This window comes from Stenotrophomonas sp. 112478_Sma (assembly GCF_056479905.1).
Genome location: NZ_CM151072.1, coordinates 2,539,943 through 2,558,230, shown reverse-complemented (window position 1 = coordinate 2,558,230; position 18,288 = coordinate 2,539,943). Strand labels below are relative to the sequence as shown.

At 67.6% G+C, this 18,288-nt stretch carries 7 protein-coding genes; 6 read left to right on the top strand and 1 reads right to left on the bottom strand.

The genetic code is table 11. The features are described 5' to 3' along the window. Positions 1–16: 16 nt before the first annotated feature. From ACZK08_RS11705 to ACZK08_RS11685, 5 genes are all read left to right on the top strand, one after another. A complete protein-coding gene (locus ACZK08_RS11705) occupies positions 17–1,483 on the top strand; it encodes an amidohydrolase family protein (protein WP_065182777.1) in 1,467 nt (488 codons plus the stop codon). Positions 1,484–2,074: 591 nt separating this feature from the next. Further along, positions 2,075–11,455, top strand: coding sequence for an Ig-like domain-containing protein (locus ACZK08_RS11700; protein ID WP_478452190.1), 9,381 nt, complete (start codon positions 2,075–2,077; stop codon positions 11,453–11,455). Between the two features lie 86 nt (positions 11,456–11,541). Beyond that, on the top strand, positions 11,542–12,729 hold the full coding sequence (locus ACZK08_RS11695) for a TolC family protein (protein ID WP_231107804.1): 1,188 nt from the start codon (positions 11,542–11,544) through the stop codon (positions 12,727–12,729). Beyond that, the gene (locus tag ACZK08_RS11690) at positions 12,710–14,875 is read left to right on the top strand and encodes a type I secretion system permease/ATPase (protein ID WP_065182967.1); all 2,166 of its coding nucleotides are present in this window, start codon (positions 12,710–12,712) and stop codon (positions 14,873–14,875) included. The genes ACZK08_RS11695 and ACZK08_RS11690 overlap by 20 nt, the downstream gene beginning before the upstream one ends. Next, on the top strand, positions 14,868–16,058 hold the full coding sequence (locus ACZK08_RS11685) for a beta-barrel domain-containing protein (RefSeq protein WP_005414746.1): 1,191 nt from the start codon (positions 14,868–14,870) through the stop codon (positions 16,056–16,058). The genes ACZK08_RS11690 and ACZK08_RS11685 overlap by 8 nt, the downstream gene beginning before the upstream one ends. On the opposite strand, the gene ACZK08_RS11680 is transcribed toward ACZK08_RS11685, so the two are convergent. Next, positions 16,039–16,986, bottom strand: a complete 948-nt coding sequence (locus ACZK08_RS11680; RefSeq protein WP_065182966.1) for a LysR family transcriptional regulator — start codon at positions 16,984–16,986, stop codon at positions 16,039–16,041. The two genes, ACZK08_RS11685 and ACZK08_RS11680, sit on opposite strands and share 20 nt — an antisense overlap. Before the next feature lie 93 nt (positions 16,987–17,079). Between ACZK08_RS11680 and ACZK08_RS11675 the strand changes: the two genes are divergently transcribed. Beyond that, positions 17,080–18,273 (top strand): MFS transporter, encoded by a 1,194-nt coding sequence (locus ACZK08_RS11675; protein WP_065182965.1) that lies wholly within the window; start codon positions 17,080–17,082, stop codon positions 18,271–18,273. Positions 18,274–18,288: the final 15 nt, after the last annotated feature.

The window sequence follows — 18,288 nt, the reverse complement described above, 5'->3', positions numbered from 1 at the left end:
CATCAGGATGTTCTCCATGTTCTGTTTCCGCCCGTTGTCCCTTGCTGTGCTGTTCGCCTGCGCACCGCTGTCCGCAGCTGCGGCCGAACGTGCCGATCTGCTGATCCGCAATGCCACCGTGGTCGATGTGGAGCACGCCCGCACCCTGCCGGGGCAGAGCGTGGTGATCCGCGGCGAGACGATTGTTGCGGTCGGCCCTGACGCAGGGCTGGAGGGCCAGTGGCGCGCGGACCGGCAGCTGGATGCGCAGGGGAAGTACCTGATTCCGGGACTGTGGGACATGCATGTGCACTTCGGTGGAGGCCCTGCGCTGATCGAAGAGAACAAGGCACTGCTGCCGCTGTACGTCGCCCATGGCATCACCACCGTGCGCGACTGCTCGGGTGATCTGCCGCAGCAGGTGCTGCAATGGCGGGGCGAGATCGCCGCCGGCACCTTGTTCGGTCCACGCCTGCTCAGCTCCGGCGCCAAGATCGAAGGCATCAAGCCGGTGTGGAAGGGGACGATCGAAGTCGGCAGCCGCGCCGATGCCGATCAGGCGATCACGCGCCTGCAGCGCGACAAGGTCGACTTCGTCAAGATCACGGACAGTACGCTGACACCGGAACTTTTCCTGTACTCGGCCGCCGCCGCGCGCAAGGCAGGATTCAGGGCATCGGGCCATATCCCAATGGCACTGACCGTGGAGCAGGCGGTCGATGCTGGCCTGGCGTCGATCGAACACCTGGACTATGCGTTCAAGGCGGGCAGCAGGGATGAGGCGCGGATTGCAGCCGATTTCGGCGCCGGACGTATCGATCGTGCGGAAGCCAACCGGCAGCTGGATGCCAGTTTCGACCGTGACACCGCGATGCGCGCGTATCATGATTTCGCCCGTCGAGGCGTGTTCGTGACGCCCACACTCAACGGCGGACGCATTCTCGACTTCCTCGACCAGGACGATCATGCCCACGATCCCTATCTGGCCTACATCGGCCCAGGCCTGCGTGCCACTTACCAGTGGCGCGTGGAGCGCGCGGCCAAGGCCACGCCGGCACAGATCCAGGCGCGGCATGCGCAGTACCGGCAGGTGGCCGCGGTGCTGCCGATGCTTCAGGACGCGGGTGTGACGATCATTGCCGGCACCGACGCCGGCTTCCTCAATTCGTTCAACTATCCCGGGATCGGACTGCACCAGGAACTGCAGCTGTTCGTGCAGGAAGGGCTGACACCGCCCCAGGCCCTGTCAGCGGCCACGCGGTCTGGCCCGGCCTGGTTCGGGCAGATGGACCGCTACGGGAGCGTGGCCGACGGCAAGGCGGCGGACCTGGTACTGCTCACCGCCAATCCGCTGCAGGACATCGCCGCGACCGGGAAGATCGACAGCGTGATCCTGCGCGGCCACGTGCATGATCGTGCAGCGCTGGACAAGATGCTGGCCGACACCCGCGCGCGCGTGGCCGCGTGGAACGATGAAGCAGACAAGGCCCGATCAGCGGACTGAACGCAGTCATCGTTGTAGTGATGAGGGGAACGGGGGAGTCGCCACGCGTTGCTGCGGGCACTCCCGACCGTTCCTTCGTTCGTTTTGCGCTGCGCAAAACGAGCATGAAGCGTCAATTGGGATCGCATTTTTTCCCCCTGAAAACGGGTGTTCCAGCGTAATGACGTGCCAACTGCGTCACAGAGCTTTCAACGACCTGCGCGATGAAGGCCGCATGCACGCGATCTGCATGGAACGTTCACTTCGACGCGGTGTATACCCTCCCGCAGCGGACGGGGAGCAATGGCCGACGTCCGACGGCCCTGACCGCGTCGCTGAACGCGCGTCGGCGATTCCAGACAAGAGGATTGTCGTTCATGCATCTGCATCTCGCGCCCACGCTGTAGCGCTGCATCGCACCACGACCGGGCGCGTCGCATCGCTGCATCCGGTCGCCTGAAGATTCCGAAGCACGTATCCGGCAGCAGGCGTTTTGCCCGTTGGCGGTGGCTTCGCGCGAAAACATATCCATTCCGTGCCGCCGTGCCAGCGTGATCGCTGTGCGTGACGTCGTTGTGCGCATGGCGGTGCGCCTGTAGAGAGGAATGTCCCATGGCCATCCGCGTCAAGGTTGTCCCGGCAAGCGAATCGATCAGCTCCGATACCGCCGCCACCACCGTCCTCAATGATGTCGTGACGCTGCAGCAGAGCAGCAACGTCGCACTGGACATCGATCCAGACCAGGTCGCCGGCTACGTGAAGGACGGCCAGGATCTCGTGGTGCAGCTGAAGACCGGCGAGAACGTCCGCATCGTCAACTTCTATGCTGAAGGACAATCGCCCAGCCATCTGTTCCTGGTGGATGACAAGAAGCTCGTGGCCGTCGATCTGCCGGCGGTGGCCAGCGATGGGCCGTTGGCGGCCAGCTATCTGCCGCAGGAGACGCTGGCTGGGTTCGAGTCGCTGACGGCAGCGGGCGCGGGCGCGGGCAGTGGCATCAGCGGCGCGATGGTGCTGGGCGGGCTGGCCGCGGTCGGCGCAGCGGTGGCGTTGGCCGACAGCGGCGGCGGTGGTGGTGGCGGATCGGCGAATCCACCGCAGAATCCCCCGGTACCCGATACCACGCCGCCGGCCGCACCCACCGGGCTGGCATTCAGTGCAGACGGCCGGACGCTTACCGGCAGCGGTGAAGTCGGTGCCACGGTGCGCGTCGATACCAATGGTGACGGGCAGCCTGATGCGACCGGAACGGTGGGTGCCGATGGGCGATTCAGTGTCACCCTGTCGCCGCCGTTGACCAACGGCGAGAGCGTCAGCGTGACGCTGGTCGATGCCGCCGGCAACGTGAGCGGACCGGGGCAGGCGACGGCCCCCGATACGACACCGCCTGCAGCGGCCAGCAACGTGGTGGTGGCTGACGACGGCAGCAGCATCAGCGGCAGCGGTGAGCCGGGAGCAACGGTGGGCGTGGATACCGATGGCGATGGCCAGCCCGATGCCACCGTGGTGATCGGCGGCGACGGCCAGTTCACGGTGCCACTGGATCCACCGCTGACCCAAGGCGAGACGATCAGCGTGGTAGTGACCGATCCGGCCGGCAACAGCAGTCCGCCGGTCACGGTGCAGGCGCCCGACTATCCCGACGCGCCGCTGGTGAATGCCAGCAATGGCAGTGTGATTTCCGGAACGGCGGGCGCGGGCCTGACCATCCTGCTTACGGATGGCGATGGCAATCCGATCGGCCAGACGGTAGCGGATGCGAGCGGCAACTGGAGCTTCACGCCGCCTGCGGCGCTTGCTGATGGAACCGTGGTCACTGCCGTGGCCCAGAATGCGGCCGGCAATACCAGCCCCGCCACGTCGATCACCATCGATGGCGTTGCGCCTGCCGCACCGGTCATCGATCCAAGCAACGGCACGACGATCAGCGGTACCGCCGAGGCCGGCAGCACGGTGACCCTCACCGACGGCAATGGCAACCCGATCGGCCAGGTCACCGCCGATGGCGATGGCCACTGGAGTTTCACCCCGGGCACGCCGTTGCCGGACGGCACGGTGGTGAATGCCACCGCAACCGATCCGGCCGGCAACACCAGCGGCCAGGGAAGCATCACGGTCGATGCGGTCGCGCCGTCCACGCCTACCGTGGAGCCCAGCAATGGCGGCACGCTCACGGGCACCGCCGAGCCCGGAAGCACGGTGGTGCTGACCGACGGCAACGGCAATCCGATTGCGGAAGTCGCCGTCGATGGCAGCGGCAACTGGAGCTATACCCCCGGCACGCCGCTGCCCGATGGCACGGTGGTCACGGTGGTTGCCCAGGATGCCTCAGGCAACAGCAGCCCGCCGGCAACGGTCACCGTGGATTCGCAGCCGCCTGCCGCGCCCATACTCGAGGCCAGCAACGGCACCACGCTCAGCGGAACCGCCGAGCCCGGCAGCACGGTCACCTTGACCGATGGCAACGGTAATCCGATCGGGCAGGTCACCGCCGACGGCAACGGTGACTGGAGCTTCACCCCGGCCACGCCGCTTCCGAACGGCACCGTGGTCAACGCCAGTGCCACGGACGCCACCGGCAACACCGGCCCCGGCGCCAGCATCATCGTTGACGCGGTCGCTCCGGCCGCCCCGGTCGTCCTTCCCAGCAACGGCACGAGTATCAGCGGTACGGCCGAGCCCGGCAGTACCGTGACGCTGACTGACGGCAGCGGCACTGCGATAGGCCAGACCACCACTGACGGCAACGGCAACTGGAGCTTCACCCCGGCCACGCCACTGCCGGACGGTACCGTGATCAATGCCACCGCCACCGACGCGGCAGGCAACACCGGCGGGCAGGGCGGCACCACGGTGGATGCGGTGCCACCGGCCGCGCCTGTGCTGAACCTGAGCAACGGCAGCGCAGTCACTGGCACCGCCGAGCCTGGCAGCAGGGTGATCCTCACCGATGGCAATGGTGATCCGATTGCCAGCGTAACGGTGGATGGAAGCGGCAACTGGAGCTACACGCCCGCCACGCCGCTGCCCAACGGGACGGTGGTCAACGCCGTGGCAGTGGATGGCTCCGGCAACGCCAGCGTCGGCAGCAGCGTCACCATCGACTCGCAGGCGCCGTCGGCGCCCGTGCTCGACGTCAGCAATGGCACCCTGATCGTAGGCACCGCCGAGCCGGGAAGCACGGTGACGCTCACCGACGGCAATGGCAATCTCATTGCGCAGGTCACCGCCGATGGCTTTGGCGACTGGACCTTCACTCCGGCGACGCCGCTTCCTGATGGCACCGTGATCAACGCCACGGCCACCGATGCCACCGGCAACACCAGTGCGCCTTCGTCGATCACGGTCGATGCCGTCGCACCTGCCGCACCCGTGGTCAACCCGAGCAATGGCATCACGCTCACTGGCACGGCCGAGCCGGGCAGTGTCGTCACGTTGATCGATGGCAGCGGTAATCCCTTCGGTCAGGCCCCGGTCGACAGCAACGGCAACTGGTCGTTCCCGCTCGCTACGCCGCTGCCCGATGGCAGCGTCGTCAGCGCGACCGCCACCGATGCCTCTGGCAATACCAGCGGCGCGACCAGCATCACCGTGGACGCGCTGCCACCGGCGACGCCGGTGCTGAATCCCAGCAACGGCAACACGGTCAGCGGTACCGCCGAGCCCAACAGCACGATCATCCTCACTGATGGCAACGGTGGTCTGATCGCGGAGGTCACCGTCGATGGCAGCGGCAACTGGAGCTACACGCCGGCCACCCCGCTGCCCGATGGCACCGTCGTCACGGCCGTGGCGGTGGACGCGGCAGGCAATACCAGTCCGCCGTCCACCGTCTCTGTCGATGCCAGTGCGCCGCCGGCGCCGGTCATCGATCCCAGCAACGGCACCACCGTCAGTGGTACTGCCGAAGCTGGCAGCAGGGTCATCCTGACCGACGGCAGCGGCAATCCGATTGGCCAGGTTACCGCCGACGGCAGTGGCAACTGGAGCTTCACTCCCGGCACGCCGCTGCCGGACGGGACGGTGATCGTGGCGACCGCCACCGATGCCACCGGCAATACCGGTCCCCAGGCGGCCATCACCGTCGATGCGCTGCCGCCGCCGGCCCCCGTGCTCGAACCGAGCAATGGCACGACGATCACCGGCACCGCCGAGGCCGGCGCCACGGTGATCCTCACCGATGGCAACGGCAACCCGATCGGGCAGACCACCGCCGACGGCAGTGGCAACTGGAGCTTCACCCCGGCCACGGCACTGCCTGACGGCACGGTGGTCAACGCGGTCGCGCAGGATGCGGCCGGCAACACCGGCCCGCAGGGCAGCACCACGGTCGATGCGGTGGCGCCGCCAACGCCGGTCGTCAATGCCAGCAATGGCAACGTCCTCACCGGTACCGCCGAACCGAACAGCACCGTGACGCTGACCGACGGCGACGGCAATCCGATCGGGCAGGCCACTGTCGATGGCAGTGGCAACTGGAGCTTCAGCCCCGCCACGCCGCTGCCCGATGGCACGGTGGTCAACGTCACCGCGACCGATGCCGCAGGCAACACCAGCGCACCGGCAAGCACCACCGTCGACAGCTCGCTGCCCTCGATTCCGCTGATCGATCCCAGCAACGGTTCGGTGATCAGCGGTACTGCAGATCCGGGCAATACGGTCATCATCACCGATGGCAGCGGCAACCCGATCGGCCAGGTCACGGCTGATGGCAGTGGCAACTGGTCGTTCACCCCGGGCGTACCGCTGCCCGATGGGACCGTGGTCAACGTGATCGCGCGCAGTCCTTCGGGTGTCGACAGTGCGCCGGCGGCCATCACCATCGATGGCGTTGCGCCGCCGGCGCCCGTGATCGATCCCAGCAATGGGGTCGAGATCAGTGGCACTGCGGAAGCCAATGCGGTCATCGTGCTGACCGACGGCAGCGGCACTCCGATCGGGCAGACCACGGCCGATGGCAGCGGTAACTGGAGCTTCACCCCGGCCACGCCATTGCCCGACGGCACGGTGGTCAACGCCATCGCGACGGACCCGGCCGGCAACAGCAGTGGCCCGGCCAGCATCACCGTGGATGCGGTGGCACCGCCGGCACCGGTGATCAACGCCAGCAACGGCGTGGTGATCGGCGGCACCGCCGAAGCCGGTGCGATAGTGATTCTCACCGATGGCAACGGCAACCCGATCGGGCAGACCACGGCCGATGGCAGCGGCAACTGGAGCTTCACCCCCGCCACAGCGCTGCCGGACGGCACGGTGATCACCGCGGTCGCCCAGGATGCGGCGGGCAACACCAGTGGCCCGGCAAGCACCACGGTGGACGCGGTGGCACCGCCGGCACCAGTGATCGACCCGAGCAACGGCAGTGCGGTAAGCGGTACGGCCGAAGCCGGTGCCACGGTGATCCTCACCGATGGCAGCGGCAACCCGATCGGGCAGACCACGGCCGATGGCAGTGGCAACTGGAGCTTCACTCCGGCCACGCCATTGCCCGATGGCACGGTGGTCAACGCCATCGCGACGGACCCGGCCGGCAACAGCAGCGGCCCCGCCAGTACCACCGTTGATGCGGTGGCGCCGCCAGCGCCTGTGATCAACGCCAGCAACGGTGCGGTGATCAGCGGTACCGCCGAAGCCGGCGCGACGGTGGTCCTGACCGATGGCAATGGCGATCCGATCGGGCAGACCACCGCCGATGGCAGTGGCAACTGGTCGTTCACGCCCGGCACGCCGCTGCCCGATGGCACCGTGATCACGGCGGTGGCCCAGGATGCGGCAGGCAACGCGAGTGGCCCGGCCACGACCACCGTGGATACGGTGGCGCCGCCGGCACCGGTGATCGACCCGAGCAACGGCAGTGTGGTGAGCGGTACAGCCGAAGCCGGTGCCACAGTGATCCTGACCGATGGCAGCGGCAACCCGATCGGCCAGACCACCGCCGATGGCGCCGGCAACTGGAGCTACACGCCGGCTACACCGTTGCCGAATGGCATGGTGATCACTGCGGTGGCACAGGATGCGGCGGGCAACGGCAGCGGCCCGGCCAGTACCACGGTCGATTCGGTCGCGCCGCCGGCACCGACGATCGACGCGAGCAATGGCAGCGTCATCAGCGGCACCGCCGAAGCCGGTGCGACAGTGATCCTCACTGACGGCAACGGTATTCCGATTGGGCAGACCATCGCCGATGGCAGTGGCAACTGGTCGTTCACGCCCGGCACGCCTCTGCCCGATGGCACCGTCATCAATGCACTGGCGCGCGACGCGGCCGGCAACAACAGCAGCCCGGTCAGCACGACCGTCGATGCGGTCGCGCCCTCGGCGCCGACGCTCGATGCCAGCAACGGCACGGTGATCACCGGCACCGTCGAGCCCGGCGTGAAGGTGATCCTGACCGACGGCAACGGTGATCCCATCGGCGAAGCCATCGCCGATGGCAGCGGCAACTGGAGCTTCACCCCGGCTACGTCGCTGCCCGACGGCACCGTGATCAATGCCATCGCGCAGGATGCGGCCGGCAACAACAGCGGCCCGGTCACCACCACGGTGGATGCGATGGCGCCGCCGGCCCCGGTGATCGATCCGAGCAATGGCAGCGTCATCAGCGGTACGGCTGAAGCCGGCGCCACGGTGATCCTCACCGATGGCAATGGCGATCCGATCGGGCAAGCTATCGCCGATGGCAGTGGCAACTGGAGCTTCACCCCTGGAGCGCCGCTGCCCGATGGCACCGTGATCAACGCGGTGGCGCAGGATGCGGCGGGCAATAGCAGTGGCCCGGCCACCACCACGGTGGACGCTGTGGCGCCGCCGGCCCCGGTGATCGACCCGAGCAATGGCAGCGTCATCAGCGGCACGGCTGAAGCCGGGGCCACGGTGATCCTCACCGATGGCAGTGGCAACCCGATCGGGCAGGCTATCGCCGATGGCAGCGGCAACTGGAGCTTCACCCCTGGAGCGCCGCTGCCCGATGGCACCGTGATCAACGCGGTGGCGCAGGATGCGGCAGGCAATAGCAGCGGCCCGGCCACCACCACGGTGGACGCGGTGACGCCGCCGGCCCCGGTGATCGATCCGAGCAACGGCAGCGTCATCAGCGGTACGGCTGAAGCCGGTGCCACGGTGATCCTCACCGATGGCAATGGCGATCCGATCGGGCAGGCTATCGCCGATGGCAGTGGCAACTGGAGCTTCACCCCTGGAGCGCCGCTGCCCGATGGCACCGTGATCAACGCGGTGGCGCAGGATCTCGCAGGCAATAGCAGCGGCCCGGCCACCACCACGGTGGACGCGGTGGCGCCGCCGGCCCCGGTGATCGATCCGAGCAACGGCAGCGTCATCAGCGGTACGGCTGAAGCCGGTGCAACAGTGATCCTGACCGATGGCAACGGCGATCCCATCGGCGAAACCACCGCCGATGGCAGCGGCAACTGGAGCTTCACCCCTGGAGCGCCGCTGCCCGATGGCACCGTGATCAACGCGGTGGCCCAGGATGCGGCGGGCAATAGCAGCGGCCCGGCCACCACCACGGTGGACGCGGTGGCGCCGCCGGCACCGGTGATCGACCCGAGCAACGGCAGTGTCATCACTGGCACGGCCGAAGCGGGTGCCACGGTGATCCTCACCGATGGCAACGGCGATCCGATCGGGCAGGCTATCGCCGATGGCAGCGGCAACTGGAGCTTCACTCCTGGAGCGCCGCTGCCCGACGGCACCGTGATCAACGCGGTGGCACAGGATCCCGCAGGCAATACCAGCGGTCCGGCCACCACCGCGGTGGATGCGGTGGCGCCGCCGGCCCCGGTGATCGATCCGAGCAACGGCAGCGTCATCACTGGCACCGCTGAAGCCGGTGCAACAGTGATCCTCACCGATGGCAACGGCGATCCCATCGGCGAAACCACCGCCGATGGCAGCGGCAACTGGAGCTTCACCCCTGGAGCGCCGCTGCCCGATGGCACCGTGATCAACGCGGTGGCCCAGGATGCGGCGGGCAATAGCAGCGGCCCGGCCACCACCACGGTGGACGCGGTGGCGCCGCCGGCACCGGTGATCGACCCGAGCAACGGCAGTGTCATGACTGGCACGGCCGAAGCGGGTGCCACGGTGATCCTCACCGATGGCAACGGCGATCCGATCGGGCAGGCTATCGCCGATGGCAGCGGCAACTGGAGCTTCACTCCTGGAGCGCCGCTGCCCGATGGCACCGTGATCAACGCGGTGGCCCAGGATGCGGCGGGCAACAACAGCGGCCCGGCCACCACCACGGTGGACGCCGTGGCGCCGCCGGCGCCGCTGCTCAGCGTGAGTGCTGACGGTGCGCTGCTGAGCGGCACGGCCGAGCCCAACAGCCAGGTCCGGATTGTGGTCAATGGAGACACCGCGAATCCGATCACCGTCAATGTGGATGGCAGCGGCAACTTCAGCCTGCCGTTCGCACCACCGTTGATTGCCGGCGAGCTGATCTCTGCGGTCGCGATCGATCTGGCGGGCAATACCAGCGGTCCGGCGACGATCAATGCCCCCGATCTTGCGCCACCGGACATCAGCGTGCCGGAGGCCGCCGACACGTGGATCAATGCTGCGGAAATCGGCGACGGCATCCAGGTCGACGTGACCGTTCGCCCGACGATGCAGGTCGGGCAGGTCATCACCGTCAGGTTCGCGGGCCAGAACGGCTACGAGGCCGATGTCAGCCACACCCTGACCGCTGCGGACATCGCGGCCGGTTCGGTGACCGTGACCTTGACGCCGCCCGCTGGCATGGGGCCGTTCCCGGAAGGCGCATCGACCATCACCGCCGAAGTCGCCGGTGGCACCGCATCGGCGCCGGAAGCCTTCACCATCGATACGGTTCCACCCGCAACCCCGGTGCTGTCGCTGGTCGGCAATCTGCTGACCATTTCCGCCGAACCCGGCACCGAGTTGACGGTCACGCTGACGGTAGGAGGTGTGACGGCCACGGCGACGGTCACCGCCGACAACAGTGGCCTGGCGTCGCTGAACCTGCTCACCGATCTGGATATCGACTTCACCTGGGACCAGCTGCTCAACGCACAGGTGTCGGTCGTGGGCAGTGATCCGGCTGGCAATCCGAGCAACGTGGCCAGCATCGGCATCGGCACCAGCATCGAACAGCCGGTCACCATCGGCAACTTCGGGGTGGACGTCAGCCTCAATCCTCTCAGTCCGCGCTTTGGCTTCAGTGGCACCACCGAGCCGGATTCGAGCGTTGTGATCCGGGTGATCACGCCTGCGCTGAACGTCGAGCTGCTGCCGATCCAGGCCGATTCCTCCGGCAACTTCTCGCTGAACCTGCTCAGTCCGACCATCCTCAGTCAGCTCGGGTTGAACATCACCGATATCCTCAACCTTGGGTCGCAGATATCCTTCAATCTGGTATCTACCGATTCCAACGGCAACGACAGCGCTGCCTACGGCGTCACGCTGAGTCCGAACGGCCTGTCGTTGAACATCGGTCAGATCGATGTCAACGGTACATCCGGGAATGACGTACTGTCCGGCGCCAACGGCAGTTCCGAGCACATCAACGGCGGCGATGGCAGCGATCTGATCTTCAACGTCGGCAGCGGCGATCACGTGGTCGCCGGCAACGGCGACGACGCGATACAGATCACCGCCACCAACTTCGTCAGCATCGATGGAGGGGCTGGATTCGACACCCTGATCCTGGCCAATGGCATCGACCTGGACTACAACTCGGCCGGTGTGGGCACGCTCAGCAACATCGAGCGCATCGATCTGGGCACGGGAGATTCGGGCAGCGTGCTCACCCTCACGGCGGCGGAGGTGGCGGCAATCACCGATGGCAACGACACGCTGCAGATCACCGGCGAGAGCAACGATGTGCTGAACGTCATCGGTGCGGTCAACACCGGAACCACCCAGTTGATCAATGGTGTGACCTACGACGTGTACACCTTTGGCAGCACCACGCTGCTGGTGGAGGACAACTCGGTGCAGGTGGTGGCCTGATGCCGCAACGGCGGAGCCGAAGGCGGTGGGCAGGAGGAGCGTTCGCGCTCCTCCTGCTGTGCGGCCTGCCGGCGGGGGCCAGTGCGATGAGTGTGGAGCAGGCTGTGGAGACCGGACTGGCGATCCATCCCCGGGTGCGTGCGGCGCTGAGCGAAGCGGAACGGGCAGGCACCGACGTGAAAATCGCACGGGGGGGCTACTTTCCCGCACTGCAGATCTCCGGCGGACCGCAGGCCGGACACATGTCCGAGATGGTGTACGACGTCACGCTGTCGCAGATGCTGTTCGACTGGGGCCGGACGCGCAGCCAGGTCGAGGCCGCCAGTGCGACCCAGCGCCGCTATCTGGCAGCGCTGGAGGTCGCCCGGGACGATGCAGCGCTGGATATCATCGAGACCTACCTGGACGTGCTGGTCGCCCGCGAAAGAGTGGTGGCCGTGCGTGACTTCCTGCAGCGGATCGAGGGCGTCCGCGGCATGGCACGCGACCGCAGCGGCAGCGGCTACGCCGACCGCACCGAGCTGGATCGCGCGCAGCTGGAGTTCGCGCGCGGCCAGGACCAGCTGGCGTTCGAGGAAGGCGCGTTGCGCGATGCCAACAACCAGCTGGCCCTGCTGCTGGGCCGGGATCCTGGCCCGCTGCAGGCGCCGGACCTGCCTGCCGGACGGCGGGCGTGGCAGCGTGACGGCCTGGATGCAGCAATCGAGGCCGCGCCGCTGCTGCGGGAATCGCGCGAGGATGCCGCGGCAGCCGAGGCGGAGCTGGCCGAATCGCGCGCGGCATTGAAGCCACAGCTCAACGTGGAGGCATCGGCGCTGCGCCGCGAGATCGGCGGGCAGATGGAGAACGATTCGGTGGTTTCGCTGCGCCTGCGCATGGATGTCCTGCGCGGCTTCAGCAATTTCCAGCGGCCGGCGGCGGCCCGGCAGCGACTGGAGGCGGCGCAGTGGAGTGCCGACGCCACCCGTCGTGATCTGCGGCGCAAGATGCGCACCTTGTTCGACAACGCCGACGCGCTGGTACTGCGTGAGCAGGCGCTGCAGCAACAGGTGGAGGAGTCCACGCACGTCGGCGGCCTGTATCACGACCAGTTCCAGGTCGGACGCCGCGACATCATCGATCTGCTCAGCGTGCAGCGCGAGCGGATGGAGGCCGAACGCCAGCTGGCAACTCTGCGCATGGAGCGTGTCCGTATCGATTATCGCGCTGCCGCCCAGATCGGGCAGCTGGGTGAGTTGCTTGGAGGGAGGACGCATGCAGACGCCGCGCATTGAATCGACCACCACCGGCAGCGGCAACACGCCGCGCGACCCGCTGCAGGATGGCCTGCTGCTGCTGTGCGAGCGGCTGGGCCGGCCGCTGGGTGCTGCCGAGCTGGTTGACGGCATCGCTCTGGAGCAGGGGCGGCTGCCATTGCAGCGGGTACCACGCGCGCTGCGGCGGGCGGATCTGAACGCCCGCGTGGAGGCCTTCGAGCTGACCGACATCGACGCCTATCTGCTGCCGGTCCTGCTGCTGCTGAACAATGGGAACACGCTGTTGTTGACGGCGATCAGCGATGACCAGGCGCAGGTGGAGGTGCCACAGGCCGAGGGTGGCACACAGGCCATGCCGCTGCAGGCACTGCAGGCGCTGTACAGTGGTACTGCAGTGTTCGCCAAACCGCGCTTCCGCTCGGATGGCCGGGTCGGCGATTTCGCCGCGGGCCGGGGCGAGCACTGGTTCTACGGGCCACTGCGTCAGCTGTGGCGCTCCTATGTCGAGGTGGGGGCCGCCGCATTCGTGGCCAACCTGCTGGCCATTGCGACGGCGATCTTCGCCATGCAGGTCTATGACCGGGTGGTGCCGGTGGCAGCGTTCGACACGCTATGGGTGCTGGCCAGTGGCGTTGCCCTGGCGGTCATCATCGAAGGGGTGCTGCGCGTCCTGCGCGGGCAGCTGCTGCATGTGCTCGGCAAGCGCATGGACCTGCAGCTGGGAACGCTGCTGTTCGCCCGCGTGCTGGGGACCCGGATCAACGCCAAGCCGGCGTCGATGGGGGCATTCAGTACGCAGGTGCGCGAGTTTGAGGGCGTGCGTGATTTCTTCACCTCGTCCACCGCTGCGCTGCTCAGCGACCTGCCGTTCGTGTTCGTGTTCCTGCTGCTGATCGCGCTGATCGGTGGGCATGTGGTCTGGGTGCCGGTGGTGGCCTGTGTCCTGATGGTGCTGCCGGGCGTGCTCGCGCAGCGCCGGCTGGGTGAGCTGTCGCGGCAGAATCTGCGCGAAGGGGCGATGAAGAACAGCGTGCTGCTGGAGGCCTTTGAACACCTGGAATCAGTAAAGGCCACGCGTGCCGAAGGCCGCAGCCTGAAGCACTGGGAAAGCCTGACGGCGCAGCTGGCGGGAACGGCATTGAAGACAAGTACGCTCACCGCCAGCCTCAGCCATGGCGCGGCCGTGGTGCAGCAGCTTGCGTATGTGGGTGTGGTTGCCTTCGGTGTCTACCGCATCAATGACGGTGCGATGACCGTGGGCGCACTGGTGGCGTGCTCGATCCTGTCATCGCGGGCGATCGCGCCGCTGGCGCAGGTTGCGGCGGTGCTGGGGCGCTGGCAGCACACCCGCGTCGCCATGGAGGGGCTGGACCAGTTGATGGGCGCCGAGCAGGAGCGCCCACAGGGCGCCCGGTTCGTGCACCGGTCGCGCCTGCAGGGTGCCTACCAGCTTCACGATGTCCGCCTGGCGCTGGGCGAAGGGCCGTGGGTGGTCGACGTGCAGGCGCTGTCCATCGCACCTGGGCAGCGGGTGGCGCTGCTGGGCGGCAACGGTGCCGGCAAGTCCAGCCTGCTGCGTGTTCTGTCCGGACTGGTGACGCCGCAGCAGGGACGCCTGCTGCTGGACGATGTGGCGCTGGCACAGATCGATCCCGGTGACCGCGCACGCAACATCGGCTATCTGCCGCAGGATGTGGCGCTGTTCCATGGCAGCCTGCGCGACAACCTCAATCTGGAAGGTGCCGCCTGGCGGGACGAGGAACTGCTGGAGGCGCTGGATGCGGTGGGCATGGGGCCTTTCGTGCGCGGCAATCCGTTGGGGCTGGACCAGCTGGTGATGGGCAACGGCAGCCTGTCCGGTGGCCAGCGCCAGGCCATCGGCCTGGCCCGGGTGATCCTGCAGGATCCGCCTGTCGTGCTGCTGGATGAGCCCACCGCCGCCTTCGACCAGCAGAGCGAGACCCATGTCATCCAGTTCCTGCAGCGTTGGCTCGGCCAGCGCACGCTGGTACTGACCACCCACAAGCGCAGCATGCTGGCCCTCGTCGAGCGTGCCGTGGTGATGCGCAACGGCAGGATCATCATGGACGGCCCATTGGAGCAGGTGGTGCAGGGCAACCAGGTGCAGCCGATCGCCGCGGTCGCGGGAGGACATCATGGTTGAGCGGCAGAAGCGTTCGCAGCGACTGCGGCGCGAGCTTGCGGATCCACTGCTGGCGTCCACGCATCCCGTGTACCGACCGCTGTTGTGGGTGCTGCTGGCGACGGTGGCCATCGCCGTGGGCTGGGCCGCGCTTGCGCAGCTGGACCAGGTGACCCGTGGCGAGGGCAGGGTGGTGCCGTACAGCCGCATGCAGAAGATCCAGAGCCTGGAAGGCGGCATCCTCGATCGCCTGCTGGTGAAGGAGGGAGACCTGGTCGAAGTGGGCCAGCCGCTGGTGCGGCTGGAGGAAACCCACTTCCGCACCAACTACGAGGAATCGGCCAACCAGTCGCAGGTGCTGCGGGCCGCAATCGCGCGACTGGATGCGGAGGTGCTGGGCAAAGGTGCCATCGAGTTCCCGGACGACATTCCAGCCGGGAGCGCGCTGGCACGTTCGGAGCGGGAGCTGTACCAGTCCCGCCGTGCGACATTGCAGCAGAGTTCGGCAGCCATCGGCCAGCAGCTGTCGATCGCACGCGACCAGCTGCGGATCGTGCGGCCGCTGGTCGCGCGCAACGCCGTCAGCCAGATGGAAGAGTTGAAGCTGACCCAGGAAATCGCCACGTTGACCGGCAAGCTCAGCGAGTTGCGCAACACCTATTTCCAGGAAGCCTATACCGAACGCTCCAAGCTGAAGGCGGAGTTGTCCGCACTGGAGCCGATCGTGCACCAACGGCAGGACCAGCTGCGGCGCACCGAGATCCTGTCGCCCGTGCGTGGGCGGGTCAACACGGTGCTGATCAATACCCGCGGTGGCGTGATTCCTCCCGGCGAGCCGATCATGGAGGTGATTCCGGTGGAGGAACGGCTGCTGGTGGAAGCCCGCGTCAAGCCGCGCGACGTCGCGTTCCTGGTGCCGGGCATGCCGGCCAAGGTCAAGATCACCGCCTATGACTACACCATCTACGGCGAACTCAGCGGCACCGTCGAGCAGATCAGTGCCGATACCATCGAGGAGGATACGCCGCGGGGCAAGGAATCGTTCTACCAGGTGCTGATCCGCACCGATGGCAGCCAGCTGCGGCGGCACGGCGAGGCCCTGCCGATCATTCCCGGCATGGTGGCGGATGTGGACATCCTGACCGGCAAGCGCAGCGTCCTGAACTACCTGCTCCGACCGTTGATCAAGGCGCGGTTGAACTGAGACCGGGAGTCGGCCGCATTCCATGCAGCTGCGGCAGGGCGGCCTTCATCGCATCGATGAAGGCGCGCAGCCGCGCCGGCTGCTGGCGCGCGGCAGGAAACACCACATGCACCGGCAGGGGCGGCGCTTCCCAGCCCGGCAACAACTGGACCAGGCGGCCGTGCGCCAGATCCTCGGCGACCAGCCAGGCCGATACCACCGCCGCACCCAGGCCCGCACGCGCCGCCTGCTGGACCACGAACAGGTTGTCACTGAGCAGGCGCGGCGTGATCGACAGTGTGTGCGGACGCCCGCGTGCGTCGTACAGCAGCAGGCGTTCGCGGTAGTAGGTGACGAGGGAGATCCAGGGCAATGCCTGCGCCTGTGCAGCGGTGGTCACCGCATCGGGATCGACCAGCGAAGGCGCGGCGACCACGATGCGTGGGACTTCGGCCAGCGGCAGCGCGACCATGCGTGGCTCGTCCACCGGGCCGACCCGCACCGCACAGTCGACGCCCTCGGCAATGAAGTCCGGGCGCCGGTCTTCGAGGATCCACTCCAGGCTCAACTGTGGATGCCGGGCGAGGAAGGCGAGCATGGTCGGCAGCAGCTGTGCCTGTCCAAACGCATGCGGCACCATCACACGCAGGCGCCCACGCAGCACGTCGGGTTGTCCCTGCAGTTCGGCCTGGAGCGTTTCCCATTCTTCCACCACCCGCTGCGCGTGCCGCTGGCAGCGCATGCCCTCCTCGGTCAGCTGCAGACCATGCGTGGACCGGTGCAGCAGTCGCAGGCCCAGTTGCCGTTCCAGTGCCTGCAGGCGGCGGCTCACGGTGGGCTGGGTGGTACCCAGCTGCACGGCGGCGGCAGACAGGCTGCCGGCGTCGACGATGCGCAGGAAGGTGCGCAGCAGGTCGAGCCGGTCGGCGCCCGGGGCCATGTCCATCATACGCACCATGTATGAAAATTATTCATTTGATCCTACTACAGACGTGAGGCGAATAGGCGCAGGCTGCCTCCCGTTCCCTGACTGGAGTTGCTGATGTCCACCCCCACGCTTTCCGTGACCGCCCCGCCGGTCGTGGCTCCTTCCACCTCCCTGGTACTGGCGATGGCGGCCGGTGCCGGGTTTTCGGTGGCATCGCTCTATTACAGCCAGCCGATGCTGGGACTGATCGCCCAGGACCTGTCCGCGGGCGAGCGCGCGGCAGGTCTGGTGCCGACCCTGACCCAGCTCGGCTATGCGCTGGGCATCCTGCTGCTGGCGCCCTTGGGGGATCGTTTCGACCGCCGGTCGCTGATCCTGCTGAAGTCCGCGCTGCTGTCGGTTGCACTCGCCGCAGCGGCCGGGGCGGGGCACCTGCCGGGCCTGCTGATGGCCAGCCTGCTGGTCGGGTTGATGGCAACGCTGGCCCAGGACATCGTGCCTGCCGCTGCGGCGCTGGCTCCGGATGCGCAACGCGGGCAGGTGGTCGGACGGGTGATGACCGGTCTGCTGCTGGGCATCCTGCTGTCGCGCGTGGTCAGCGGGATGGTGGCCGAAGCCTGGGGCTGGCGCACCCAGTTCGTGCTGGCGGCCGTGTCCGTGGCGGCGATGGGGGTGGTGATGGCGCGTGCACTGCCCCGCTTCGCACCCACCAGCACCCTGCGCTATCCGGCGCTGCTGGGCTCGTTGCTGTCGCTGTGGCGGGAGCAGCCGCAGCTGCGCCGGGCGGTGGCGAGCCAGTCGTTGCTGGCGGTGGGTTTCAGCGCGTTCTGGTCAACCCTGGCGCTGATGCTGCATGCGCGTCTGGGACTGGGCAGTGCTGCCGCCGGCGCCTTCGGTATTGCCGGTGCGGCGGGCGCGCTGGCGGCGCCGTTCGCCGGTCGCTTCGCCGACAGGCTGGGCAGCCCCGCAGTGGCACGCCTGGCGATCATGGTGGCATTGCTTGGCTTTGCACTGCTGCTCGCCGAATCGTGGCTGCCCGCAGCGGCACTGCTGCCGCTGCTGGTGGCCAGCGCACTGCTGTTCGATTTCGGCTTCCAGTCGGCCCTGGTGGCCCACCAGACACTGGTGTATGGCCTGGCGCCCGCCGCACGCAGCCGTCTCAATGCAGTGCTGTTCACCGGCATGTTCATCGGCATGGCGGCCGGAGGGGCACTTGGCAGCCTGGCATTGGCGCAGTGGGGGTGGCATGGGGTGGCATGGCTGGCGACGCTCTGTGCCGGTGGCAGCCTGCTGATCCGCCTGCGCTGAGCGCTGCGCGCGCAG

What these genes read in the sequence shown, in the direction of transcription:
- ACZK08_RS11680 (WP_065182966.1), bottom strand. Translation starts at nt 16,986, where the DNA reads ATGATGGACATGGCCCCGGGCGCCGACCGGCTCGACCTGCTGCGCACC.
- ACZK08_RS11685 (WP_005414746.1), top strand. Translation starts at nt 14,868, where the DNA reads ATGGTTGAGCGGCAGAAGCGTTCGCAGCGACTGCGGCGCGAGCTTGCG.
- ACZK08_RS11705 (WP_065182777.1), top strand. Translation starts at nt 17, where the DNA reads ATGTTCTGTTTCCGCCCGTTGTCCCTTGCTGTGCTGTTCGCCTGCGCA.
- ACZK08_RS11695 (WP_231107804.1), top strand. Translation starts at nt 11,542, where the DNA reads ATGAGTGTGGAGCAGGCTGTGGAGACCGGACTGGCGATCCATCCCCGG.
- ACZK08_RS11675 (WP_065182965.1), top strand. Translation starts at nt 17,080, where the DNA reads ATGTCCACCCCCACGCTTTCCGTGACCGCCCCGCCGGTCGTGGCTCCT.
- ACZK08_RS11690 (WP_065182967.1), top strand. Translation starts at nt 12,710, where the DNA reads ATGCAGACGCCGCGCATTGAATCGACCACCACCGGCAGCGGCAACACG.
- ACZK08_RS11700 (WP_478452190.1), top strand. Translation starts at nt 2,075, where the DNA reads ATGGCCATCCGCGTCAAGGTTGTCCCGGCAAGCGAATCGATCAGCTCC.